This is a genomic window from Treponema socranskii subsp. buccale, from assembly GCF_024181585.1.
In the GTDB taxonomy this organism is placed as follows: domain Bacteria; phylum Spirochaetota; class Spirochaetia; order Treponematales; family Treponemataceae; genus Treponema_D; species Treponema_D buccale.
The window spans coordinates 1,480,681-1,506,722 of sequence record NZ_CP054258.1; the positions used below are offsets into that span (position 1 = coordinate 1,480,681).

The 26,042-nt window shown below is 47.0% G+C and carries 26 protein-coding genes; all 26 read right to left on the reverse strand.

Annotated features, from left to right (window positions below; all coding sequences use genetic code 11):
* Positions 1-248 precede the first annotated feature (248 nt).
* Positions 249-1,073, reverse strand: a complete 825-nt coding sequence (locus tag HRI97_RS06685; protein WP_253724680.1) for an Rpn family recombination-promoting nuclease/putative transposase — start codon at positions 1,071-1,073, stop codon at positions 249-251.
* A gap of 406 nt (positions 1,074-1,479) precedes the next feature.
* Positions 1,480-3,417, reverse strand: a complete 1,938-nt coding sequence (locus HRI97_RS06690; protein WP_253724682.1) for a leucine-rich repeat domain-containing protein — start codon at positions 3,415-3,417, stop codon at positions 1,480-1,482.
* A 555-nt stretch (positions 3,418-3,972) separates the two neighbouring features.
* Positions 3,973-4,557: a chromate transporter gene (locus HRI97_RS06695; protein WP_180486131.1), complete on the reverse strand. Its 585-nt coding sequence runs from the start codon at positions 4,555-4,557 to the stop codon at positions 3,973-3,975.
* The gene (locus HRI97_RS06700) at positions 4,557-5,123 is read right to left on the reverse strand and encodes a chromate transporter (protein WP_253724684.1); all 567 of its coding nucleotides are present in this window, start codon (positions 5,121-5,123) and stop codon (positions 4,557-4,559) included. The genes HRI97_RS06695 and HRI97_RS06700 overlap by 1 nt, the downstream gene beginning before the upstream one ends.
* Before the next feature lie 23 nt (positions 5,124-5,146).
* Positions 5,147-5,974: a lysophospholipid acyltransferase family protein gene (locus HRI97_RS06705; protein ID WP_253724686.1), complete on the reverse strand. Its 828-nt coding sequence runs from the start codon at positions 5,972-5,974 to the stop codon at positions 5,147-5,149.
* Entirely contained in the window at positions 5,971-7,317 is a 1,347-nt protein-coding gene (locus HRI97_RS06710) for a glycosyltransferase family 2 protein (protein WP_253724688.1), read from the reverse strand. Before HRI97_RS06710 ends, HRI97_RS06705 begins: the two co-directional genes overlap by 4 nt.
* Positions 7,318-7,428: 111 nt before the next feature.
* Positions 7,429-8,232, reverse strand: coding sequence for a glucosamine-6-phosphate deaminase (gene nagB / locus HRI97_RS06715; RefSeq protein ID WP_253724690.1), 804 nt, complete (start codon positions 8,230-8,232; stop codon positions 7,429-7,431).
* Positions 8,233-8,269: 37 nt separating this feature from the next.
* Entirely contained in the window at positions 8,270-9,436 is a 1,167-nt protein-coding gene (gene nagA, locus HRI97_RS06720) for an N-acetylglucosamine-6-phosphate deacetylase (RefSeq protein ID WP_253724692.1), read from the reverse strand.
* 109 nt (positions 9,437-9,545) lie between these two features.
* Entirely contained in the window at positions 9,546-10,334 is a 789-nt protein-coding gene (locus tag HRI97_RS06725; protein WP_253724693.1) for a hypothetical protein, read from the reverse strand.
* 29 nt (positions 10,335-10,363) lie between these two features.
* Positions 10,364-11,044 carry a tetratricopeptide repeat protein gene (locus HRI97_RS06730; RefSeq protein ID WP_253724695.1) on the reverse strand — a complete coding sequence of 227 codons (681 nt, stop codon included), beginning with the start codon at positions 11,042-11,044 and terminating at the stop codon, positions 10,364-10,366.
* A 14-nt stretch (positions 11,045-11,058) separates the two neighbouring features.
* Complete coding sequence (locus tag HRI97_RS06735) at positions 11,059-12,612, reverse strand: sigma-54-dependent Fis family transcriptional regulator (RefSeq protein ID WP_253724696.1); 1,554 nt, start codon at positions 12,610-12,612, stop codon at positions 11,059-11,061.
* Positions 12,613-12,632: 20 nt separating this feature from the next.
* Positions 12,633-14,990, reverse strand: a complete 2,358-nt coding sequence (gene rpsA / locus HRI97_RS06740) for a 30S ribosomal protein S1 (protein ID WP_253724698.1) — start codon at positions 14,988-14,990, stop codon at positions 12,633-12,635.
* Between the two features lie 63 nt (positions 14,991-15,053).
* On the reverse strand, positions 15,054-15,776 hold the full coding sequence (locus tag HRI97_RS06745) for a pseudouridine synthase (RefSeq protein WP_253724700.1): 723 nt from the start codon (positions 15,774-15,776) through the stop codon (positions 15,054-15,056).
* A gap of 13 nt (positions 15,777-15,789) precedes the next feature.
* Positions 15,790-16,329: an SMC-Scp complex subunit ScpB gene (gene scpB, locus HRI97_RS06750; RefSeq protein ID WP_180486119.1), complete on the reverse strand. Its 540-nt coding sequence runs from the start codon at positions 16,327-16,329 to the stop codon at positions 15,790-15,792.
* 15 nt (positions 16,330-16,344) lie between these two features.
* On the reverse strand, positions 16,345-17,145 hold the full coding sequence (locus tag HRI97_RS06755) for a segregation and condensation protein A (protein ID WP_253727307.1): 801 nt from the start codon (positions 17,143-17,145) through the stop codon (positions 16,345-16,347).
* A gap of 181 nt (positions 17,146-17,326) precedes the next feature.
* A complete protein-coding gene (locus tag HRI97_RS06760; RefSeq protein WP_253724701.1) occupies positions 17,327-19,156 on the reverse strand; it encodes a TRAP transporter large permease subunit in 1,830 nt (609 codons plus the stop codon).
* A gap of 12 nt (positions 19,157-19,168) precedes the next feature.
* Positions 19,169-20,197, reverse strand: coding sequence for a TRAP transporter substrate-binding protein DctP (gene dctP / locus HRI97_RS06765; RefSeq protein ID WP_253724703.1), 1,029 nt, complete (start codon positions 20,195-20,197; stop codon positions 19,169-19,171).
* Positions 20,198-20,249: 52 nt separating this feature from the next.
* Positions 20,250-21,224 (reverse strand): TRAP transporter TatT component family protein, encoded by a 975-nt coding sequence (locus tag HRI97_RS06770; RefSeq protein ID WP_253724705.1) that lies wholly within the window; start codon positions 21,222-21,224, stop codon positions 20,250-20,252.
* An 88-nt stretch (positions 21,225-21,312) separates the two neighbouring features.
* On the reverse strand, positions 21,313-21,930 hold the full coding sequence (locus HRI97_RS06775) for a CPBP family intramembrane glutamic endopeptidase (protein WP_253724707.1): 618 nt from the start codon (positions 21,928-21,930) through the stop codon (positions 21,313-21,315).
* On the reverse strand, positions 21,930-22,262 hold the full coding sequence (locus HRI97_RS06780) for a hypothetical protein (protein ID WP_253724708.1): 333 nt from the start codon (positions 22,260-22,262) through the stop codon (positions 21,930-21,932). The genes HRI97_RS06775 and HRI97_RS06780 overlap by 1 nt, the downstream gene beginning before the upstream one ends.
* Before the next feature lie 205 nt (positions 22,263-22,467).
* Positions 22,468-22,866 (reverse strand): type II toxin-antitoxin system tRNA(fMet)-specific endonuclease VapC, encoded by a 399-nt coding sequence (gene vapC, locus HRI97_RS06785; protein ID WP_253724710.1) that lies wholly within the window; start codon positions 22,864-22,866, stop codon positions 22,468-22,470.
* Positions 22,866-23,087, reverse strand: a complete 222-nt coding sequence (locus HRI97_RS06790; protein ID WP_253724712.1) for a hypothetical protein — start codon at positions 23,085-23,087, stop codon at positions 22,866-22,868. The genes vapC and HRI97_RS06790 overlap by 1 nt, the downstream gene beginning before the upstream one ends.
* 266 nt (positions 23,088-23,353) lie before the next feature.
* Positions 23,354-24,115 carry a hypothetical protein gene (locus HRI97_RS06795; RefSeq protein ID WP_253724714.1) on the reverse strand — a complete coding sequence of 254 codons (762 nt, stop codon included), beginning with the start codon at positions 24,113-24,115 and terminating at the stop codon, positions 23,354-23,356.
* Between the two features lie 131 nt (positions 24,116-24,246).
* The gene (locus tag HRI97_RS06800; RefSeq protein ID WP_253724716.1) at positions 24,247-24,618 is read right to left on the reverse strand and encodes a hypothetical protein; all 372 of its coding nucleotides are present in this window, start codon (positions 24,616-24,618) and stop codon (positions 24,247-24,249) included.
* A gap of 124 nt (positions 24,619-24,742) precedes the next feature.
* The gene (locus tag HRI97_RS06805; RefSeq protein WP_253724718.1) at positions 24,743-25,249 is read right to left on the reverse strand and encodes a hypothetical protein; all 507 of its coding nucleotides are present in this window, start codon (positions 25,247-25,249) and stop codon (positions 24,743-24,745) included.
* 95 nt (positions 25,250-25,344) lie between these two features.
* Positions 25,345-25,749 (reverse strand): hypothetical protein, encoded by a 405-nt coding sequence (locus tag HRI97_RS06810; protein ID WP_253724720.1) that lies wholly within the window; start codon positions 25,747-25,749, stop codon positions 25,345-25,347.
* Positions 25,750-26,042: the final 293 nt, after the last annotated feature.

The following is a 26,042-nucleotide window of genomic DNA, read 5'->3' on the forward strand; positions in this document are numbered from 1 at the left end:
TCCGTACCTAATTATAGGCGCAGACGGTACAAAAACAGGAACAAAAGGGAAAAGTTTTTGCAATTATTTTTCCCCATAATTGGCGTATAAAACCGGCGGCGGGCGAGGCGCCGGACACGAAGCATTTTGGCATTGGCTCATCCCGCACACAAAAAAACCGCCCCCGAAGCCGGATGTTTGTCAGGCTTGAGAGCGGTCGGATTAGTGTAATTCCCGGCACGGAAGCCGTGGACAAACCGAATTACCAATTAGTTAATCGATTCCACTTCTTCTTGGGAAAGGCCGGTCATCTGCATAATAAAATCAAGTTCACAATTTGCATTTTTCATTAACTTTGCCGTTTCAAGTTTTGTTTGGTATGCGCCGTCGGCAAAGCCTCTTGCTTCGCCTTGCGCTATACCTTCCTGTCTGCCTTCCAATCTACCCATTCGTTTTGCATCGGCTTCAAAGGCTGTCATTATCATATAATCGTGCCTCCTTTGGTCGTTGTGTTTTATTTCAGTTATTCTCTGTTCCAACTCTTTGACAAACGCGTTCTCACTCGTTTTGCCGTTCATGTATTCCAAAAACGCTTTAAGTTCCGGATTTTTTTCTTTGCCGGCTGCTTTACTGTTAAGTATAACCTTTGTTGTGCCGTCAGGCAACTGTAAATGTGCGTTTTGCGTGCAAACCGTTCTAAAAGTATACATCGGCAGCCCCGCCTTCACATAATCAAACGGACAAAAGAAGATAATAAAGGTGTCGGGTAGGTCGTTATAGTCGCCGCCTTTGCTCAGCGTACTTACATCGATTGCAGATTGATAGTAACGTAATCGTTTTGCAAGATTCTTTTGGTCGGTGGTTTGTACCTCAATGTCATAGAGTTTACCGCTATCATCGCCTGCCCACACATCGAGGCGAACACCCTTACTGCTGCCTTTTTCGAATGCCGTTTGATATTTTAGTTCCGTAATAGTGCCGATTGTGTCTGCAAGAACGAGGGTTAAAAGTTTTTTGCATAGTTGAGGGTCTTGCATAACGGAACAGAACATAAAATCGTCAGCGATGGTTAATTCATCAAAACTTTTTCTCATACATACCTCCACCCCTAATTATAGGCGCAGACGGTACAAAAACAGGAACAAAAGGGAAAAATTTTTGCAATTATTTTTCCCCATAATTGGCGTATAAAACCGGCGGCGGGCGAGGTACCGGAAGCGAGGCGTTTTGGCATTGGCTCATCCCGCACACAAAAAAACTGCCCCCTCACTTGTCATATTATACCACAGTTTAAAGGACTTTAAAAGGGAGCGATGTAAATATTTAAGAGTAGAAAGCGCTTCACCGCACACAAAAAAACTGCTGAAAAATGTACATCCAGAGTACATTTTTCAGCTTAAAGTTTTAGTCTTCGTCTAAAACTTTCAAGTTTGTACCACCGCCATCCTGAGGCGGGGTACAAAACAATTACCAATTATCCATTAGCGCATTACTAATTCATCAAAGCCCCACGAACGGCTTTTTGAAGTCTTTCCAGATCGGGGCATTTTGGTAGTCGCTGACCGAGGCGGCGGGCACTTTTAATGTTACGCCGGCTAAGATTATGTTCTTAAAAGCATTGCTTTCCAGTGTCGGAGGAGTTGCCGCCTTACAGGTAACGCTTTGCAGTGCCGTACAGTCCCTGCAGAAATCATCTTTCGCCCTAGTAAGGCTTGCAGGCAGTTCAAGCGTTTTTAGCGCCGAACATTTCTCAAGGAACTCGTAACTTAATTCGGTAACGCCTTCGGGAATCTTAACATCTTCAACCTTGCTGTTGCCAAGGAAGCATCTCCCTATAGAAGTAAGCGATGAAGGAATGTAGACAGTTTTTAAATTCCGGCAAAAGTACAAAGCCAAATCTTCTACCGTTGTAAGACCGTCAGGCAAAATAAGGGAAGTAAGATTGTCACTGCGGTAAAAAGAGTTATTTCCCAATACTTTAACGGAAGGAGGCACCGTATAAGAGCCGGTTTTTTCGCACGGATAGCGAATCAGCTTTGTTTTATGCTTATCGAATAAAACCCCGTCTTCTACGCTTAAAAAGTTACTCGGACCGCTTAACGCAAAAGCTTTTAACATCACCCAATTCGTGAAGTAGATGATTATACAGTCTTCGCTCAAACCGGTGAGGGTGTACGTAATACCCGAATATTCGGGCTTTACATTAAGGGTACAGACAGTGCCGCCAGAACTGTCTTCCGGCTTTGTCATTATCACCAGTTTCTGCGCTTTGTCGGTTATCTCGTACTCTGCGCCGTCTGAGAGCGTAAAAGTATCGGGAGCCGTTACTGAAGATATAAAGGATACCCGTATATCCGCCGCCTCTGTTACGGTGTGCTCGTAGGTGTTTGAGGTATTGCCCGGAACGGCCGCACCGTTTACCGTCCACTTTTCCACCTTGTAGTCCGTTGCAGGAGAAGCCGTAAAGACGAGTACGGTGTTTTCGGCAACCGCAGTGCCGGAAGTAAAGGCTGCTCCGCCCGTCTTGTATGTTGCGCTTATGCTTCCGTTCGGCGGTGTACCTGCAACGCCGAAGATTACGGCATAGGTGGTAGGCGGTCTTAGCTTAAAGGAGACGGCAACCGTTATCGGCTCGGTTATTTTTACCATAGCCGTCGTATTTTCAGGATTTCCGCCTGCAAGGAGCTGCCCGCCTGTAATCGTCCATGTGTCTACCATGTAGCCTGAATCAGGCGTTGCGGTAAAGACAATCGTTTTATTCAGCTCTACTTGCGCAGGAGAGGCGATTTCGGCGCTGTCAACTTCCGCCTTGAGCGTGCCGTGTCCGCCATCCACGCCGAACTCGATTTTACACTGAACCTGCTTAAAGGTAACCGTTACAGTAACGGCTTCGGTGATTTTAAGCGTCGCGCTCGTGCTTCCGTCGGTGCCGCCTGCTGAAAATGAGCCCGCCGAAACCGTCCACTTATCAACCGCATAGCCTGCATCCGGTTCTGCCCTAAAGATAAGTTCGGTACCTTCGGGCACTTTGTGATGGCCGAACGGGATTACCGGCACAGTATCTACACTGCCGTGCTCCGGATCGGTAAGTGTTACCGTGTGCATGGCAGGAGGCGGCTCACCGTTCCGTTTAAAGAATACAAAAACCTGTGCGTTTGCCGTAACTTTGAGCGTGTAGGTAAGTGCTGTGCCGTTTACTTCTGTGCCGTCAAGCTCCCACTTTTCAAGCTCGTAGCCTTGAAGCGGTTCTGCCGTAAAGGTAAGCACAGTGTTTTCGGCTACCATGCCGTCATCGCTCAGTGCGGGTGTTACTTTTACATTGCCGCCTATATTGCGGTCGAGCTCTACTTTGTACTTTGTTACCGGCGGCGGTGTTTCGCCTCCCGAATCGCTGCCGTTCGAGCAGCCGGTAAAAACGAGCGCTGCGGCAAAAAGCAAAGCGCCCGCGGCAATCGGTATCTTTTTTAAATGGGCTTTACCGAATACCCCCCCCTATACGGATGTACAGGGTTCATCTTGTTTACAGTCATCATAAACCTCCCATAAAGACTTTTGCAGGATGCACGTCTTCCGATGTCGAACACTTCCGCTATCCTATGATTATTATAACATATTTCATCGCTTTTCACAACGTTTATTAATTATTGTTTCAGGGCTTACGCATGAGAATCTATATTCCTCAAAAAATAACCATTACCGTAAAAAATCGGCTGCACTCCCGGCAGCAGCCCTGCCGTTCGCCGCGGCAGACCGTGATTGGAATCGGACTGCGCGAACTTTTTTACCAAAAAGTTCGCTTGCCATCGGTCTGAGCGGCTCGGCGGCATTGCCGCTGCCTCGCGTTCCGCCTTTTTTATTTTATATTATGTCTCTGTTCTGTGTATACATTTTTCATGCGTAATCCCTGATTATTGTTTTCAGGACGGGCGCGCCGGAAATGTATATGCAAAAACGGAGCATATAATTAAATGAAAAAAGGCGAAACGGATCGGTTTACAGGCACAGGATGCCGAACACCGCTCCGAGCAGCATGACAAATACGGGGTGTATCTTCGTCTTCATCAAAACGATAAGCGCTGCGATATAAAACGCAAAGCTCGGCCACACGAAAAGATTTTTCCAGCCTTCGAGCGTCGAAAGCGAAGCGAACGAAAAAGGTGTATTCATAAGCGCGACTATAAACACTTGAATCGCCGCAACGAGGATGATCCCCGTCGTCGTCGGCCGAAGCGTCGAAAAAGCGGCTTTGACAAGCGGAGTGTCGTGAAATTTCATAAAAAAATGCGCGATTATTAAAATACAGATAACGGACGGGAGCACTTGTCCGAGCGTCGTAACGATGCCGCCGAAAACGCCGTACTGGGAATAGCCGATATACGTCGCCATATTCACGCCGATCGGCCCGGGCGTCGACTCTGAAATCGCAACCATATTGTAAAACTGTTCGGCGGAGATGACCCCCTTGTCGACGAGGGTTTGCTGCATGAGCGTTACGGCGACAAGCCCTCCCCCGATCGTAAACGCACCGATATAAAAGAAAATCCAGAAAAGCTGAAAAAGCGAATACGTCGTTTCCATCACTTATCCTCACTTTTTTTTGTTTTTCGGGAAAATACCGAAACGATGACTCCCGTCGCAGCCCCCGCGATGATCATCCAATACGAGGGCACTTTGAAAAACCATATCGCCGCAAACGAAACGGCGAGGCACAAAAATCCCAAAATCGATTTTACGGTCTTTTTCGAAAACTGAAATACGACCGACGTGAGCAGCGCCGCGACCGACACGTTGATGCCGCGAAGCGCTTTTTGCGCAAGCGGCAAGTGATCGACCGAACTGATAAAGCGTGCGATAAGCGAAATGATGACGACGGACGGAGTTATCATACCGAGCGTCGCGACGATGCCGCCTGCTATCCCCGCCTGCTTAAAGCCGACAAAGGTTGCGACATTTACCGCAATGATGCCCGGAGTCGACTGCCCTATCGCATAATAATCGAGCAGTTCATCTTCGGTCATCCACTTCTTTTTTTCGATAAGTTCGCGCTGCAAAATCGGCATCATCGCCATGCCGCCGCCGAATGTAACCGAACCTATTTTGGCAAGGGAAACATACAAATCAATCAGTATCGGAATTTTTTTCATACATGTCCTTAATTATTATACAATCAACAGGGATTCGAGCGAATGTCGCTTTCGCGACCGTAAACCGAAGCATAGCAGCTGCGCCACGCTTTCGCCGCTTTATCCGCCAAAAACGCGGCATTCGCTTTTCGCGAAAGATTTTCATCGGGACGGATCGGCGGAAGGATATGGAGCGTCGCAACCTTTTTTTTACTGAAAAGCGAGCGCAGCTTCGATGGCGCGGAAAAGGTGATAAACATCGGAACGACGGGTACGTTGTTTGCCGAAGCGATGTGGAACATGCCGGTGTGCAAAGGGCGAGGTTTTTCGTAGCGCAGCCACAGCGACTGCTCCGGATAGCCGAGTACGGCGCAGCCCTTTTCGAGCAAAAGAGAAAGCGTCTTTTGCAGCTCGTTCATCGCTTTTACATTTCCGCTGAACGGCAGCGTTCCCGCCCCGCGCATGATAGTTCCGATAGGTCCTTTCATATTGTTAAATTCCGCAACCGTGATATACAGCGTATGACCGAAAACCGCCCGCCGCACGATCATATTGTCGAGCGAATGCACGTGATTGCATACGGCGACAAAGCCCTTTACGCCGCGGAGATTTTTGCGCCCTTCGACGCGCGCGCCGAGCACGAACTTTGTCAAAACGGGACCGAGTACCGCCGCCGCCGTGCGGATAAAAACGCGCCATAAAAAAAACGAAAGCGTACGCGGAAGAAAAACATAATCGTCGGTTACCCGGATCATCGCATCATAGTCGATCGGCTGAACGTTTCCGTCGAACTCGCCTTTTTTTTCAAGCGCTCGGATGCGATTTTGTATTTCGCGCTGCGTATCGCCTTTGATGCCGCCGATATCCGTCATTCGGCTTCCTTTATCACCGTTTCGATGCGCTCGATCTGCTGCCACGATACATCTTCACCGTAATGGGGATCGCGCAGCAGCGTAAAAAACGCCATGCCGTAAAAATATGCGTATTCGGCTATAAAAAACGGATTGTACAAAAGCACGGCGAGCTTTTCGCCGAACGTGATCTTGAGCGCTTTCGGATCGATTATGAGCGCGATGAACGTATAGAAGACGAGCGCTCCGTAAAGTATGAGCATGATGACGAGGCCGTATTTTAAAGCGGAAAAATTAATAAACCCTCGATTACAATAATCGATGCCTGAAGCGATCATGTACAGTACAAAACAAACGGCGGTATTGCCGAAAAATAAAAAGAGCGGCCCGAATCCGTACAAAAAATCGAAATTTCGTATGCGGATCCCCCGTATCTTTTGTACAACCGAAAGCGATCGGTCGTGAAGCGATGCGTAGGTTTGCTTTGCGATTTTATTGCGATATTTAAATGAGATCTGCATATAGCCGATGAGCCATCTCGCGCGACGGCGATCGAGCATTTTATGAGAAATCGCTTCTTCGGTATAGACAACTGCGTATTCGTAAAAGCACGACGACCAGCCGTGCAGGATCGCATTGATCGTCATTTCAAGGTCTTCGGTAAAACTGCGGTACGGCCATCCGCCCAGCTTTTCGATGACGTCGCGCCTGATCATAACGCCCGTCCCGCACATCGTACACGGGATACCCGCTTTCGTTCTGAACGCGTTTCCCATTTTGTCGAGAAACGTGTACGTAAGCGCGCTGCAGTTCGTCGCAAGCGAGCGGAGTTTTTTCCCGCCGAGGAGATAATTTTTGACTTCCCGTTTTCCGAGCACGATCTGAGCGCCGGAGGCGAGGCCGTTGTTCATCTCTTCGATAAAATCGTCCGAAGCGATATTGTCTCCGTCGATGATGATATATGCATCGTAACTTCCGTATGTACCCGAAAGCAGCTCTTTGAGCGAACCGTTGAGCGCCATTCCTTTACACCTTTGATTTTCGACAACTTGCACATAGGTACCCTTGTATTTTTTCGCTATGGTGCAGGTCGGATCGTCTTCCGAATCGACTATGACAAAGGTGTCGAATTTTTTACGGTCGTAGGTTTGGCGTGCGAGACTGTCGAGCAGGAGCCCGATACCGGCGCTTTCGTTTCGCGCGGGGACAATGACGGCAAAGCGGTTTTGTACGGGATTGAACAGGCGTTTCGGCTTTTTAAAACCGCTGACGTAATACAATAAGCGCGGTATATAGAGAACGAGCGCGATCAGTGAAATAGCGCAATACATATGAAAAAGCGATACGGCTTGTATATCAGTCATACGCAGATGATAGAAAGTAAACGGGAAAATGTCAATTGTAAAAAAATTATTAAAATGCAGAAAAGGTTCCCGTACCTCGCTTGGAGCGCATCGAAAATATCTTCCGGTCCGTCACAGCGCCTTCTCTTCGATATGCGATTCGATTTCGGTAAAATAGCGCACGGTTTTCATTTTCAGCTCTTCGCCCGCTTCATCGTCACAGACGATCACCGCGTCTTTGTGCAGTTGAAGCGCCGTTACCGCCCATTGGTGAGAAACGGAGCCTTCGACGCCTTCGGCAACCGCGCGCGCTTTCACCCTGCCCGTCGCCATGATAACGACTTCATCCGCATCGCAGATGGTTCCGACACCGACAGTCAGCGCCTGCGTCGGCACTTTCGAAAGATCGCCGCCGAAAAAACGGGCGTTTGCTCCGATCGTCTCTTTTGTCAGTATCGCAACATGGGTACGAGAAGCGAGAGAGGAACCGGGTTCGTTGAACGCGATGTGTCCGTCGCTTCCGATACCGCCGAAAAAAAGACGTATGCCGCCCGCATCTTCGATCGCTTTTTCATAAGCGGCGCATTCGGCTTCCGTATCCTTTGCAAGCCCGTTCAATATATGGATATTGTTTTTATTTATATCGATGTGATTAAAAAAATTGTCGAACATAAAATAATGATAGCTTTGCGGGTGCCTATCGTCGAGACCGACATATTCGTCCATATTGAACGTAACGACGTTTTTAAACGAAACCTTTCCCGCCTTGCACAATTCGATAAGTGTTTTATACGTTCCGAGCGGCGTGCTGCCCGTCGGAAGACCGAGCACAAAGGGGTTCGATTCGGTCGGATTATAATCGACTATGCGCCGCGCAATATGATGCGCAGCCCATACGGAACACTCATCGTAATTTTTTTTAACAACAACACGCATACTAAGCTCCTATTATTGATTATTAAAAAGTACTACCTTAAAATACATTTTTTATCATACGTCCCTGCACCATGACAAAACGCAGCGCAAAATCCTTATCGAAAACGATAACGTCGCTGTCGTAACCGGGTACGAGCATACCTTTTTTTTGAAACTTCATAATACGCGCGGGATTCGCCGACGCGCATTTTACCGCATCGCTCAACGGAAAGCCGAACGATACGAGATTTTTCAATCCGCGAATCATCGTAAGCGCGGAACCGGCAATGACGTCGTCGGACTTCCGATGAAAGCAGCCGTCTTTGAAAACGACTTCTTCTCCGTTCGCCGTAAGATGATCGCCCGCTTCTTCCGTCGGAGTGAGCGCATCGGTAACGAGCACGATTTGATCGCTCGTTTTATCTTTTTGCAAAAGTTTAAAAAGATCGGGATGTACGTGCACTCCGTCCGCGATGATTTCGCACGTCATTTCCGGATGGATGAGAACCGCTCCGACCGCGCCCGGGTTCCGGTGATGCATTTGGCTCATCGCGTTGAAAAAATGCGTCGAGTGAAAAATACCCGCCTGCATGCCTTCGACCATATTGCTGTAAGCGGCATCGGTGTGTCCCGCCTGCAGCACGATCCCCTTGTCGATGCACATAAGCGCGAGACGCCGCATATCTTTCAATTCGGGAGCGACGGTCATATTGACGATGTGCCCTTCGGAGGCTTCCCAAAGCCGCTCCATCAAATCGAGGTCTACGCTCCTTACCGTTTCGGGCCGCTGCACACCGAGTTTATGCGGCGAGATAAAGGGGCCTTCGAGATGGATCCCCATAATCTTCGCACCCTCTTCCCGTCCCATAGCGCGCACGATCGCTTTGATCGAAGAAATCATCGTCGCTTCGTCGGAAGGATACATCGTCGGATTGAAAGCGGTGACGCCGTAATCCGCAAGGTCGACCGACATACGGAGTATGCCTTCGGTTGTGCAATCATCCGTACCGTGCCCTTTAAATCCGTGTATATGCGTGTCGATTAAACCGGGTGCGACGTACATGCCGTGCGCGTCGATAACGGTAACGTCATTGTCGAATATTTTTTGACGGAAACGGTTTTCGGAAAATATATCGGCGATCTTTCCGCCGTCGATTAAAACGGCGCAGTCGTCCATCTGCGAAATGCCGTTCAGCACCGTCGCATTGTGTATACATAATTTCATACGTCATACAATAGCACAAAGACGGCATGAGGAGCAACCGCGCCGAAAACCGCATTTTCTAAAAAACGGTTTTAATGCAAAAAATCGATTGTGTTCCGGAAAGCTCAGGTCAGTTATCCTTTGATGAAGCGTTGATTGCAACCGTGCCGAGATGCAGCACTTTGCTGTACTGTTCCGTATAATTTTCATCCAGCCCGACGGAAACGGCATACATATCGACAAAATACGTATTGTCGTAGCCGCTTGAAAAACCGGAACTCGAATAATTGTAGTCGGTGTCGGTCGAAGAAAGCGTTTTGGAAGCACTGTCGTTATCACCGTCGCGGCCGAAATCGAAAGAGTACCGATTCCCCGCCCGCTTCGGAACATTTGTCGGCGCAATGCTGCTGTCTCCCGCATAACCGACGATAATCTTTGCCTGATAGCGCCGGTCGGTCTGATAATTCGTCAAACGGATATAAATCCGCCTGTTTACCTGGGTCGATTCAATAAGGTGAGCCGCCCCCGATGTGCTTCCGAGCTGTACATATTTATAATTCTTTTTAAGAAGATTCGCGGCGGATGAGGGATCGGTAGAATTGTTCGCCGAACTCAGCGCCGAAGTAACGCTCGTTATGGAGTCGTATCGGTTGTAGATTTTATAATAGACGTCGGTTCCCAAAAATTTAAAAGGCGGAGGATTGATAAGCGGATCCGAATTTTTAACTTCATTCGTCTCAAATTCGAAATATTTTTCTTCAAATTGTACGGTAGAATATGTCGATGAATGCAAAAGCATCGGTTCATCAAGCGCATATATCGTTTCCAGCCCGCAGCCGAAAAAACAAAGACAGCACGCTGCAAGAGAAAACAATTCGTATAAGTGATATTTTCTCCGCACGCTGCCGCCCGACATCATACAAAAAAAACAATATATCGCCGTATCCGTTACTCGATTTTACCCTCGGCTTTCAACGCGATAAGGCGCGTCTCCGCAAGGTTCGTCCACGCATCTCCGAGCGCGTTCGCGGTAAGCTTCGTATACGCTTCCGACGCTTTTTTATAATCGCCGAGCGCTTCGTAAGTACGAGCTTCGGAAAAACGCGCGTGAGATACAAGCGGAAAATCCTTTGCGCCCGAAGCTTTTCCGTAGTTTGCAGCCGCTTCCGCAAGGTTTCCGGTGTTTTCATCGCAGACGGCCATATTGTAATAAGCAAGCGGTGCCGTATACGACTTCGCGCCCTTCGCTGCGACAGCCGTCCAATAGGATTTTGCCGCAGCATAATCTTTACGAGCGTATGCGATATCCGCCGCCAACATATTCGCCCGAACACCGACGATGCCGCCTTTCGAAAGATACGGTGTGAGCTTCGTCATCGCATCGCTTCTACGCGTTTCGATTTCCGCTTCCGAAAGAGAATCGGAACCCTTTATAAAATCGTATTCGACGGTATCAACGAACGAAATACCCTTTACCGTCAAAGATGAAACGACGGCGGCGGATATGCCGTATACTACTATACCCGTAACGACTGCCGCAGTCAAAATGATGATCTGCATGCGGTATTTCAGCATAAACTGCGAAAGGCGTTCGCCCGCAGTCGCTTTTTCAAATTTTTTTTCAATCATATCTACTCCCGTATTCACATCTCTTCCGATTCTTCTTCGCGGTCGCGAAGATCGTTCAGCAAGCGCGAAACGTATGTCCGCTGGATGCCGAGTATTTTTCCCGCTTTCGTTTTATTCCAAGCGGTTTCTTCCAAAATTTTCCTCACGTAGGCGCTTTTAAATTTATTCACCGCTTCTTTGAGAGAGCGGTCGCCGCTCGCGTCCGACGCGTATTCCTCCGCCATACGTTCGATTTCGTTTTTCCCGCTCCCGCGCTCTTCATAACCGATGCGGAGGTCGAACGCATTGATAAGAGGAGGCGTACCGAGCACGCATGCGCGTTCGATCGAATTTTCGAGCTCGCGGATGTTTCCCGGCCAATAATACGAATACAGCGCATCCATCGCCGAACGCGAAAAGCCGGTAAAATTCTTTTTCGTTTCTCCCGAAAACTTTTGCAAAAAGAAATCGGCAAGAGCGGGAATATCCTCTTTCCGCTCGCGAAGCGGAGGAACTTTTAAAGGTATGCCGCTCAAGCGGAAGTACAGATCGCTTCGGAACTTTTGCTCGCTCATCATCGCTTCGAGGTCGCGGTTCGTCGCAGCGACGACGCGCACGTCGACCGACACGGTTTTGCTCGATCCGACTTTTTGAAACTGCTTCGATTGTATGACGCGCAAAAGTTTCGCCTGCAGTTCGAGCGGCATCTCTCCTATTTCGTCGAGAAAAATCGTTCCGCCGTCTGCCGTTTCAAAATAGCCTTTGTGATCGGCTTTTGCATCGGTAAACGCGCCTTTCACGTGCCCAAAAAGCTCGCTTTCGAGCAGCGAAGGAGAAAGAGCTGCGCAGTTGACCCGCACGAAAGGCTTTCCCTCCCGATCGCTTTTTCTGTGTATCTGTTCGGCAACGAGCTCTTTTCCGACACCGCTTTCGCCGGTGATGATGATCGAAAGATTCGTCTTCGCGATGCCGTCGATCATCTTGAGCAGATCCGAAATGACCGGGCTCTTTGCGATAAACGGATGGTAATCGCTCCCCGCCGAAAGCGTATTTTGCAGCGCGGAAATTTTATTCTGCGCGGACTGATACTTCGCCGCATTCCTGTACGCTATGCCCGCTTGACTGCACAGCATATTGAGTATTTCGAGATCGTCGTCGTCGAAATACTCTCCGCCCGCTTTGTTTATCAATTCGATGACGCCGATGCATTCGTCGCCGACGCACAGCGGAACCGCTATCATCGTTTTGGAAACATAGCCTGTCTTATGCTGCACGTGATCGGAAAAACGCGGATCGTTTACGACATCCCGCAGGATAAGCGGCTGCCGGTGAGATGCGACCCAGCCGGCAATACTGCTTTTATCGACGGGAATGTCTTTCGCTTCCGCCCCTTTCGGCCCGAGCGCGATGACGAAACGCAGCGTATCGTCGGCGTTTACGAGCAGCAGCGACGACGATTCGCAGTGAACGAGACGCATCGCCGCTTCGAGGATGTAGACGAGCAGCGCGTCCAAATCGGCGTAATTCGAATTGATCCTGTTGTTGATTTCGATGAGCGTATTGAGTTCATCTAAACCAATCGAAGTCATCTCGGTTTTCGGTAAGATTGTCAGTCTTTTTTCTGCGTCTGCAGAAAGTCGCCGAAGGTATACGCGCCGTCGTTTTCATCCGGCTTTGCGATATACTGCGAAATGGCCGCCCGCTCCTGCGCTTTTTTAAATTCGCGCACGGAAAAAGCGATCTTTTCTTTTTCGACGTTGACATCGACGACGTACACATTGATCTTATCGCCGACTTTATAATTTTTTACCGCCTCTTCAAAGGGTACGTTGCGGTCTTCACTCAAATTCGTTTTATTAACGAGACCTTCGATGCCTTCCGGCGCTTTGACGAAAATGCCGAACTCCGTGATCGACGTGATCTCACCTTCAAGCGTCGAACCGGGCTTATGCGTTTCGGCAAAGAGTTTCCACGGATTGTCGGTAAGCTGCTTAATGCCGAGCCGGATACGGTGACTTTCCGCATCGTTTTCGATGACGACCGCTTCAATTTCCTGATCCTGTTCGAGTTCGCTGCCCGGATGCTTGACTTTTTTCGTCCACGAAATATCGTCTCCGTGCAAAAACCCGTCGATACCGTCTTCGAGTTCGATAAAGGCGCCCGCATTCGTGATCTTTATGACTTTGCCCTTTACGCGGCTGCCGACCGGATATTTTTCGCCGATCGTATCCCACGGGTTCGCCGTCACCTGCTTTAAACCGAGCGATACGCGGCCGGCTTGAATATCGTAGCCGAGGATCATACATTCGACTTCGTCCCCGACTTTTACCATGTCGGACGGTTTATTGACTTTTTTCGTCCACGAAAATTCGCTTATATGCACGAGCCCTTCGATGCCCTCTTCCAGTTCGATAAAGGCGCCGAAGTCGGTAAGCTTCGTCACTTTGCCTTTTACGACATCGTTGACGTGATAGGTGTCTTCAAAATGCATCCACGGGTCTTCGGTAAAGTGCTTCAGTGAAAGATTGATACGTTTTTCGGCTTCGTCCATGCGGATCACTTTGAGTTCGATCTCCTGCCCTTTTTTGACGAAATCTTTCGGACGGGCGACGTGTCCCCAGCTCATATCGTTTATGTGCAAAAGTCCGTCGAATCCGCCCAAGTCGATAAAGGCGCCGAAACTCGTAAAGCTCTTCACGGTACCCTTTACCGTGTCGCCGATCTTTACGTTCGCAAAAAATTCGTCTCTCGCTTTACCGATCTGTTCTTCGAGATACTTTCTGCGGTTGACGACGACGTTCGCTTTGTTGTCCGAATACAGCCGTTCGATATACATTTTGCTTTCGGTACCGACCAGCGATTCGGGCTTTTCAACCTTTTGGCTGTCGGACTGGCTGATCGGCAAAAACGCGTGGATGCCGCCTCCCAAATCGACTTCGAAACCGCCTTTGACGACTTTCGCGACGGTACCGTCTATAGGTATTTTATCTTTAAACGCTTGGGTAATGTCTTTCCACAAACGCTTTTCATCGGCTTGCCGTTTGGAAATCTCCGGACCGTTTTTGCCGAATTTATTGACGAGTTTAACCGTAACCGTATCCCCGACTTCCGGCGCTTTTGAACCGAACTCCGATTTGGGGATTCTGCCTTCCGATTTGCAGTTTACATCGACAAATACGGTATCGTCGGTAACCGCGACGACCGTCCCGTCGACGAGCTGTCCGTTTTCCGGCGTGCTCAAACTGTTCAGAGATTCTTCTAATTGTGTCTGGAACTTATCCTTGGAGTCCCGGTTTTGTTCCTTTTCCACTTCCTGTGTTTCCATCTTTGACCCTTTTTCGTGAATTTGATTTAATATTATCTCACAAACTTTCTCTATCGTCAAGGTGGACGTATCGATATATACGGCGTCGGGAGCGACGACGAGCGCGCCTTCTTTTTTGTTTTTGTCGATTTCGTCGCGCTTTTTTATCGCTTCTTTGATCTCTTCGAGCGTCATACCGCTCACGCCCTGTTTAAATCTCCGCTCGGCTTGTACGTCGAGCGACGCGTCGAGATAGAATTTACAGTCGGCATCGGGAAATACGACGGTCGTCATATCGCGCCCTTCAGAAACGATATCGAGCGATTTTGTCAATTCGCGAAGGCGATCGTTGACAATGCGGCGTACTTCGGGAAACGCGGACACGCCTGCCGCGTGAGCGCTCACTTCGTCCGAGTGCAGTAAGGATTCGACGTCATCGCCGTTTAGAATCAAATGCGAATCGACGTAATCGAGTTTTTGTTTTTTGCAAAAATCGACGACCGCCGCCTCGTCATTCAAATCGATGCCGTTTTTTAAAAGCGCGAGCGTGAGCGCGCGGTAAAAACTGCCGCTGTTTAAAAACGTAATGCCGAGCTTTTTTGCAAGAAGAGATGCAATCGTACTTTTACCGGTACCCGCAGGTCCGTCTATCGCAATAACCATAATCCTCCATTATCCTCATGTATCCTCACGGCGGGATTTCCCCGCAGTTCTCCGTAAAATTTATTAAAATCTTTCGGCAGGGTTGTTTTTGCAAAGCGCGAGGAGCCCTTGCACTTCGCTCTTCGTTAAATTGCGGAACTCGCCGCGTTTAAGGCCGTCGGCCGTTACGTTTCCGATCCGCACGCGCTCAAGCGATTTGATACCGACTTGATAATATTCGAACACGCGCCTGATTTCACGGTTTTTACCTTCGATCAAAACGATGTGCATTTTGCGCGCATTGCGTTCTTCGGCTTTGATGCAGCGGTAAAATATATTATCTATGCGGATGCCCTTTTCAAAATCGGCTGCAAGCGTGCGAGGAATATGCGTACTCGTTTCGACGGCGTATTCTTTTTCGAGTTCCGCCGAAGGATGAGAAAGGGTTGCCGCAAAGCCGCCGTCGTTCGTAAAAATTATTAAACCGGTGCTGAACATGTCGAGACGTCCGACATTGTACAATCTTTCGGCGTATGCGGATTTTAACAAATCGGATGCGACGGGTCTCCCCTTTTCATCGGAAAGAGAGCACACGTAACCGGCAGGTTTATTGAGAAGCACGTAGCGGAACTCTTTTTCGGGCGAAACGATTTTGCCGTCGACCGCCACTTCATCGCCGGACGACACTTTCGTACCGGTCGCCGTAACGACTTTTCCGTTTACCGAAACGCGCCCCGACGCGATGTACTCTTCCGACGCGCGGCGGCTTGCGACACCCGATCGCGCGAGGTATGCCTGCAGCCTCATCGGAAACGAAAAATCAGCGGGCAAGCTCGAACCTCTCGGCTTCGTCTTCGTCGAGCTTCGGCAATTCGGCTATACTGTTCAAGCGGAAAAATTTTAAAAATTCTTTTGTCGTACCGAAGAGCACCGGTTTTCCCGGCACGTCTTTTTTGCCGACTTCTTTTATTAAATTTCGCTCCGAAAGCAGACGGATCATATTGTCGGCGGATACGCCTCTGATCGCTTCGATTTCACCGCGGGTGATCGGCTGCGAATACGCGATGATCGAAAGCGTTTCCATAGCCGAGCGTGAAAGCTTTCCTTCGCTTTTGGAGCCGTAACGTTCTCTCAGCGCCAGCCACAATTCTTTTTTGGGGACGAGCGACCAGCCGCCGGTGATCATCTGCAGTTCGATGCCGCTCGACTTTTCGGCGAGGCGTTCCTTTAAAGCGTCGATACACTTTTTGACGACTTCGCTCGACAGCTGCGAAATATTTGCAAGCGAACGCTCGCTCACGGGCTCGCTTTCGAGGAAGAGAATCGTTTCGATCAATGCAGTTTCTTTTTCAAGCTCCATACCGCTTCGGTCACCTTAGGTATTTGTATTGCCGGCATCGAGGGCGGCCGTTTCGGAGGCCGCGTGCTCTTCTTTGATCCGGCATATCTTTATATCACCAAACAGCCTGTTTTGGAAGACCGCGATCATCCGGTCTTTTACCGCTTCGAGCAGCGCCATAAACGAACAGATGACGTCCATTTCGTTTCCCGGCCGCGTAATCAAATCCGTAAACATACACTCGCCCGATTCTTCGAGCTTTTCGTTCATGAGCGTAATCTTTTCGTTGATCGAAATCTCTTCGTACATGTTCAGTATCTTTTCGTTCGAATACTGAGAAACCATGTCGCGGAAAATACGCTGCATCTGTTGGAGGAGATCCCACGTATCGATCCGTTCCCAAATACCGTCGTCTTTGTCGAAAGGCAGCACGCGCTGAATTTTCGCGCGTTCGAAATTCCACTCCGACGTATCTTCCTGCGCTTCCATGAGTTCGGACAGTCGTTTGAATTTTTGGTATTCGATGAGGCGGTCGACGAGCTCCTGCCGCGGGTCTTCGTCATCGTCGTCGTATTCGATTTCAACGGGAAGCAGCATACGGCTTTTAATATAGAGAAGCTTCGCCGCCCAACTGTAAAATTCCGACAGATCGCCCAAATCGGTCTGCACGGCATAATCGAGATATTCAAGATATTGATCGGTGATCTCGGCAATCGGGATATCGTAGATATTGATTTTGCTTTCTCTGATAAGCGTCCACAATAAATCGAGCGGGCCTTCGAATTCGCCCGCCGTATAGCTGCGCTTCGTCTTTACCGCACTTTCCGCACTCTGCATTACCGTCCGTTCATCCGCCATATTGTCCTCGAAGAAAATTGAAAATACCGCTCAAAGTTCACGCGATATCCGAGCCGAATCTTTAAATAACGCGTATATGCGGAGTATAATTTCCTTAATTCAAATATCGGCAAAAGCATGTAAAATCTCAAGCTGCCGGGCTTGTCGCCCCCCGATTCTATTACAAAAGCGCTTCCGTAAAAAACGGCACGTAGGTGACAAGCATGAGGACGGCAAACTGTACGATCAAAAACGGAAGGATGCCTTTTACGACGCGGGAAAGCGGCTTATCGAAAGTATAGGACGAAATAAACAGATCCATGCCGACCGGCGGCGTTAAAAATCCGATTGATAGGTTCATCAAAAATATGACGGCGGCTCTGACCGCACTCACGCCGAAAGATTCCGCGAGCGGCAGCAAAAGCGGGGAAACGATGAGGATCGCGGAAAACATATCCATGAGACAGCCGACGACGAGCAGGACGAGGTTCATCAATATCAAAAACACGTACGGATTTTTTACGTACTGCGTGATAAAACCCGACAGGATCGCCGGAACGTTCGCATCGAGCATAAAATAGGAGATGCCCGATGCGGCACCGAGGATAAACAAAACGCCGCCTGAAACGGGAACGCTCGAAGCGACGACACGAGCCGATTTTGTTAAAGTAAAATCGCGGCGGACGAATACCGAAAGACAAAACGCGTAAATGACGGCGAAAGCCGCAACTTCAAAGAGATCGAACACGCCTTTAAAATAAAACACGGAAATAAAGACCGGCATGAGCAGTTCGGGAATGCAATGAAGGACGGCATCGCGCGCTTCTTTTCCGGAAAACTTCGGCCGCTCTCCCCTCTTATCCAGCACGACGCCCGTCGCCATCATCGAAATCGCCATAATACAGCCGGGAATAATCGCGCCTTTGAAAAGGTCGAACACGTCGACGGAAAAATAATTGACGGTCGCGTACATGATGATGGCGGCGCTCGGCGGAAAAAGCAAACCTATCGCACCGGATGCGGTTACGAGAGACTCGGCTCTGTCTTTGGAATAGCCGGAACCCGTGAGTACGACGGCAAGCAGCGGGCCGAGCGCAAGGATCGTTATGCCGGAAACGCCGGTAAAAGTGCTGAAAAACGTCGTCACGATGACGGCCGCGATAACCGTTCCGCCGCGAAAAGGTCCCATGAGCGATTTGAACACGGCGACATAACGATTTCCCGCACTGCTTTGAGAAAGAATGTAACCTGCAATCGTAAAAAGCGGAATTGCCGCGATATTTCGGTCGGTAAGTATGCGGTACGTTTCAAGCGGGATGACGTCAACATAGCCGCCGCTCGCGGAAAAGAGCACGTATGCGATACCGCCGAGCACGAGAAAGAGCGGCATGCCGAAAAATGCGAGAGCTGAAAGAATGACGATGATCGGCAAAAGCGCGATTTTCGAAAACGAAAGCCACGCATCGTTTATCGCGTACAGAGACGGAGCGTTTTCCATGCCGAAAAGATAATACAGAATGCCGGTAAAAGGCCCCATCGAAATAAAAAGGCCGAACGCCATACCGATGAGTGAAGCGATGAGATTGCCTTTTCTGCATGCGATCATGGCGATGATGCCGAAATAGCACAGCGGAAGAGATGCGAAAAAAATCCGAACGCTCATGCCCCAAAAGTGAGCGTCGAACTGAGCGGGATTGACAAGCTGACAAAAGGCATCGATAAAAAGCGCCGAAAGGATACAGCTTGCCCCTCCCGTTTTAATCGCTTCGATCGGACGGCGGATCTTTTCGCCGAACGCCGAAGTCAGAGAGGCGAGGCTCAAATGCCTGTCTTCGCGCCATGTTACAAGACCCGCAACGCTTGCAAATAAAAACACGAAGTGAAGCACGGCGATATCGGCGCCGGGCACTTGCACGCGGCACACTCCCTGCATAAATTTCAAAAAAAGCGGGAGCACAGCGACGATCGCAATGAGAGCGACGGCTAAAACGTTTTCGATTTTTCGCAGCATAGTATTCACCGGTTATTCACCGCGGCGGCGTTTTAAAAGCGCTTCGATATCGGCATAAAATTTTTCGTCGAGGAGACCGGTTTTTATCATCGCGGCGGCGTCTTTGTTGAGCGTTTCTTCCATGACTTTTCGCTCCGCGGCGGTGAGCTTGACGAGGGTACAGCCGCCTTCGACGCAGCGGTCGAGATATTCTTTATCGGAAGTATTCTGTGCCGCAATAAAATTCGCCTGCGCTTTTTTGACTCCGTTCAGCATAGCCGTTTTATGCGCAGGGGAAATATCCGCCCATACCTGCTCCGATAAAATGAGCGCGGCCATAACGGGGCAAATGGGAGCGTCGAGAATGTACGGAAGCGATTTATAATACTGTCCCGCATAAGCGTACATCGGAATGGAATAAAAACCTTCGACGCCGCCGGGCGTTTTAACGCTCTGTAAAAGCTTATCGGGCGAAATGTCTTCGGTACGGAAACCGGCCGCTTTGAATGCATCGGAAAGCTTTGGCAGTCCCATGCCCGCAACTGAAAGTTTTTGCGTCTTTAAATCGGAAGGCGTATGCACCGGCTTTTTCGTGTAAAAATACGCCCAACCGACGTTAAACCAGCCGAGCAGCACATACCCTTTTGCGGCAATCGCCTTTTGAAAACCGGGTGCGAAGGTATTCAGTACCAAATCGACTTCTTCCTGATTCCGAAACATAAACGGAACGGCCGTCGTCAAAATATGCGTTTCAGGCGCGAGCGTTGCGATACCGAGGCTCGTAAAGATCGCTCCGTCGATCGGCGCCTTTTGCCCCGGTCGAACGGCATTGAGTTTTTGGACGACGCCCGTCTCTCCTCCCATCGCGTTCGTTCCCATAAACTGCATTTGGATCGCCCCGCCGGTACCCTTCGCCCAATCCTGCGCGAGGATGCGCTCCTGCACATCCCATGCGGAACGGCTCGGCGCGACGGTCGCTATTTTAAGCGTTTTAACCTGCTGCGCCGGCAATGCGGCAGCGCACGCAAACAGTATCGAAAAAACAATAAAACGTAATTTCATATCAGATCCCTCAAATCGATTTAATAAAAACGGCAGACGAAAGCTGCGGAAATCACCATTCAAGAAAATAATCCGACGCATGTTCGAGCAGCCGCTTCGCTTTTTTTTGCACGATCGTCGTCATAAGACGGCTCGACGGATCCGCATCGGGATCGATCGCGAGCGCTTTACGAAGAGAGTCTTCAAAGCCTCCCCTGTCTCCCGCGGGAACGCATATCGCCTCGGCATAAGTGACATAGGGTCCCGGCGTTTTTCCGCCCGATGCTCGGAGCGCTTCGTTGTAACAATGGAGACCTTTTTCCGTATCTCCCCCGAACTCGGAAGGAGCGCTCATGTAAAAATTGCACAAAAGCTCCCAAATCGCACCCGCATTGTAATCGGGAGCGAGAAAAGCAGCGCGTTCGAGGATGAGAGCGGGAGAACGGATAGTGCCGAGAAGATCGGCGCTGAGCGGATCGAGACTGAACGCGCCGAGCCAGCCCGCACACGCCCAATAAGCAGCTTCCACGTCGTATTTACCGAGCTTTGCACATGCCTTTTTGACCGCCTCTTCGTCTCCGCTCAAAACGGAGGCGCGAAAACCCGCGTGCCTTCCGTCGAGAGCTTTAAGACAGAGATCGCGGCCGCGCAGGTAGTGCAGCTTTGCGCGTTCGAACGCTTCGTGCTGGCGATCGAATTCTTCATTCGGCAGCGTTTCCGCAGGAGTTTGCACGAACGCGTTCGCATACATGATATTGAGCGAACCCGTCATCGTCATCAAACCGATATGGCGGGGATTCGCAGCTTGCAGGATTTCATAGCTTTTGAGCACCGTCGGAAAAAATTCTCCGACGAGCGTTACGTCCGTTTCGCCGGTGATCGCGAGCATAGGATCGGCGGCGGACGCTTTTTTCTTTTGCGGAACGCCCTTGCCGTTCGCACCCGCGAGCGCCGTGGAAAGCGCATTGCCGACGAGCGTTTTGCACGAAAGCAACAGCAATGCGGATAGAACGAGCGATGCGAAAGCCGCTTTTTGTATGAGCTTCATAGCCATACTATATAATAAAACGATGTCTTTCTCAACCGCAAAACCAAGACTGCAAGAGCCGAAGCGCATCGCACATATGAACGGCTCGTCATTTCTTTAATTTAAAATAATCTCTATCATATATAAATAATGATAGTAATGAGATTATGGATACACCCAATACGGTTACATACAGTTGTATTGATTCTCTGGCAAACAAAAGAACCAGATTCGATATATTAAAAAAAACATGATAAAAAATCGCATTTAAAATATTGTTTTTTGATTTTGTATAAAAATATGTAATAAAAATACTGAGCATAATAACCGTAGGAATAAATAATACGTATCCTACAAATCCGACATTCATTATTTTGAAAAAATGCCATGCACCCCAAAATACTCCGACAAATAATGAACCGGTAAAAGCAGTATATTTATCTTCCAAAATTGATAATAATGTACCTCGCCAGCCGATTTCCTCACTGACAGATCCGACAATAGTCAGTATAATACCGATTATCAATAAATATCCCGTGTACTCCGACTTAACATAGTGCCTTCCCGTTAAACCGAGTATAAATGAAGACAGTAAAACCAGTATTATGGGGAATACAATACTCATTGCCGAGTACTTATCCAATTTATAAGAATAAGATTTTTTTTCATTATATTTTTTTCTAAAAATCAAAGTTGCTATCAACGGAGATAATTGTACTGCAACCATTATGATAAGGCTTGACAGTAATTCATTACCCCTGCCCTTTCCGTATGTACATAAATCCAGTGACCATCAAAAGCAATACAACCGCCTATACCTTCTTTTTTTGATGTATAAGCTTTTATAAAAAAACATCCTTCGGAATTACTGAAATAAGACAAATCATTAAATCGTTTACCGTAATGATCGGTAATATATAATTTTACATTATTAACAGGCTGATTATTACTATCCACAATTTTTCCGGAAATATTCGGATAATCCAATCCGTAAAAAGAAACAAAGCGGCAACTTGCAAATGTTATTACAATTGTTGCAAATACTATTATTCGTTTCATTTTAAAATACCTCCTAAATATTCTTTCTCATTCATTATATACTATGCGACGTTTAAAATTAAGTCATTCAAATATAAAGACTTAATTTTAAACTCGACAGGCAGTCGAAAAAGTAACCACTTTTGAGACAGCCCCATATACGTATGCGCCTAATTTTAAACCGCAGCGGGCTTGACCTGCTGTCAGCTTTGAAAACTGTGTTGGGTTATTTTACCCAGTTCACTAATTCCAATTTACTAATTCTTGAAAACTCATCTGCGTTATTTGTGACGATAATTCCCTTTTTATAGCGGGCTGTTGCCGCAATAAAGTAATCATTCGCACCTATAGGTTTTCCCGATTTTTCCAATTCGGAACGAATTTCAGCATAATCATCTGTCATTTCGTCAGTGAACGGAACAATTTCAAAAGGTTTTAGAAAATTCAGAACTTTTCTTGTTGTCTGTTCTCGGTTCCGGCTTTTATACGCCCCAAGCAATAATTCCGCCTTTACCACAGAAGAAACTTTTATCTCTTTTGGCGATATTGAAAGGAACTTGTCTCTTACAGAAGGATATTTTCCGTTCATAAAATAGATGCAGGTGTCGGAATCTACAAAATACATTATAACGTCTCCCTCTGTTCCAAAACAGGCTGCTCCGGGCGGATAAAAGATTCATCGGTTACAGAGCCGAATAAATCCGCCCAACCTTCAGGATAGCGAGGCTCGACCTTTTCTATAATTTTAGAAACAACCCATTTTGAAAGAGACATTTTTTCTGCATGCGCTTCCGCTTCAAGTTTTGCAAGTTGCTCTTGTGTCAGATATAAGGATAACTGTGGCATTATGTTCCTCCAATTAACCACATTATATACCGATACAAGTATATTTGCAAGTATATTTGCAAGTATATTTTTTTATTCGTGACTAAAATTTATTTTGGAAATCTAACAATTTCATTACGTTCTTGGCATCTTTTATTTTGTAAAATCCCTCAGCACTTAATTCAGAGGATAATCCGTATGACGTATTGTATCAACCCTCTTTTTATTATACGCATCTTCACAAGTTGCGCGGGGAACCTCGCACCCGTTGCAAAGCGCAGCGGTATCTACAAATCGATTGTATCGGCGGGTGTTTTCGGAATCGGTATGTCTTTTTCGCCGAAGATGATTTTTTCTATCGAATCTTTTTCAGTCGCGTCGAGCCTGAGGCGCAGTTCGGATTTACCCGTCGGAATATTCACCGACGCTCCGTCTTTTCTGTACGTCGGAAGAAAAAACGTAAAAATCCACGGAATGGTTGAAAGCCCCGAATCGTCGATGATAAACACGGGTATGTAGTTTCCGTTTACATCTTTTCCGAAAATCAGCTGTTCTTTATTTATTTTTCGGTACGGAATTTTTTTCGAAGCGTCCAAAGGGTTGTCGATCGACAACAGTATTTCGAATATTTTTTTCCCGTTCGTATCCGCAAAATCGAACGTGTCCCGTTCGTCTTTATCGATTTCCCGTATGGAAACGAAAGAAACGGAAAGTTTATTAATTTTATTGAGCAGCGCTTTGTTCCAGCCTTTTTTTATACCTTCGTATGAATGTTCCGCAATAGTCGCCGTCGTTTCTCCGGCGCTTTCGGCGATTTTATTTACGAGCGGATCGCCGTTTATCAAAGCTTTCGTTCCGATAACTATCGCGCATGAAAAAAAGACGATCCACAACAATCCGGAAACGCCCGAACCTATGAGCGTATTTTTTTTCGGCTGTTTTTTTATCGCTTTTACGATCAGCATGACGATAAAAATCCAAAACAACAATCCTGTAATCGCTGCAAGCAATCCGAATAAAATCGCGGCAATCATGCATCCGCCTCCCATAATAAGTAAATGTACTTTACTATTCTATCCGAAAAAAACTTAAACGGCAACGGATCGCATTTTCATGCGGGCTTTGCGCACTCGGCAGCCCGGCCCTGTCTTTTTCGCCGAAGATGATTTTTTCCATTAAATTATTTTAATAATTTATACTTTTCAAAAATATCACTGCCGATTTTTTCTTGATTCATCCGAATTAATTTTAACACTAAAGGTTTCATTTTCTTTTCATCTATTTTTGTTTTTTTAATTTCTTTTTCGAAAATATTTGTTTCCGCTTTTGAAAGTGTATTTTCGGAATTACCGATATTTAAACAACCGAATTCATCAAATGAAATTCTTTCCAAATAAATCAAATTATTTTTTTGATTAAAATCAATAAAAACGCTTCCTTCATAACAACCTAAACAATATTTTGCAGTTCTTGATTTCGGCATCTTATAAGTATAAAAATTCAATCGATTACCGCTCTCTTCCGCTTTTGTATTTTGCTTATTCTTTTTCATCGTAATCAGACGCTTCCGACTTCATTTTTGAAAATATTTTAATATAATTTATTCTTATATTCTTTTAATATCGTATCTTCAAATTTACTAAAAATCATATATTCTCCAAATTGCACCGCGCGGTTTATTCCTCTAATAATTTCATTACGTTCTTGGCATCTTTTATTTTGTAAAACCCCGGAACGCTTAATTCAGAGGATAATCCGTATGACGTAAATCCGGATCGGTGAAAAAAACTCGGCTGTTCGGCGAACAGAATAGTTCCTGTTCCGTTTACATATTCTATCAGTCTTAATGTAGTCCATTTCCCCTTCGGTATGCTTTCGATTCTTTTGTATTTTACAATTATTACTCGTTTATCCGTAACAAAATACTCCGTATTTTTTCTATTCAAATAATCATGTATAAATCGTCCTATCGTAATGTAAATTCCCGCTAAAATAAAAGGTATGCCCCACAACGTAAAAAAAACAGGAGCATCCTTTATTCGTAATACGTTTATTTCCCAAAAAACAACAAATCCCGCCCATAGTACAGAAAAAGGAATTATAAAAATATCTGCTTTTGTAAATACAATGCCTTGTTTAGGTTTTCCTTTCCAAAGCAAACTTTCATCAATATCAAATTTCATAATTTCTCCCGGCGCTTCGCCCCGGCGGAGCGTCCGCCTGACATTTGCTTAACCTGTTATTGATAATTAAATACGGCTTTTCCAATACTCACTATTTATTTCTCGGTCTTTTTTGTCAATGCTATGCGTAACATCAGCAGACTTAAACATAAAGTTACCGGTGTAAATATTATTTTTTCAAAAAGTGTTTTTGCAAGTATATTTCCAACAATATTAAAAGAAAATATTATAAACAAAATCCACGCAATAATTTTACCGGTTGTTTTTTCCGAGAAATATTTTTTGTATAAGAGCACATATAGAAGACAAATTGTTTGTACTAAAATTGAAATTAATTCGAATATAAAAAGTTCACCTTTTGTTTTCAGTTGTCCGCCCCATAAGTAGTCTACAGGTATAATATCTAAAAATATTATTGAAATTATTATAGCAATATGGAAAACCATAAAAACAGAAAAAACAATTTTCAATATCGTTAATGTTTTTTCAATAGAAATCATAGAACCTCCTCCATAATTATATTAATCGAATAATATGGATTTTTATAGATAGTATACGATAAGACAAAGCAAATTTTACATTCTCCCCTGCGCGGAGCGTCCGTATAACATATATCAGCCCTCTTTTTATTATACCCGTATTCTTCATTTCTTCAATCAGCCAATCATATTGCAAGTTGCTCAGGGAACTTCGCGCCCGTTGCAAAGCGAAGCGGTGTCTACAAATCGATTGTATCGGCGGGAGTTTTCGGAATCGGTATATCTTTTTCGCCGAAGATGATTTTTTCTATCGA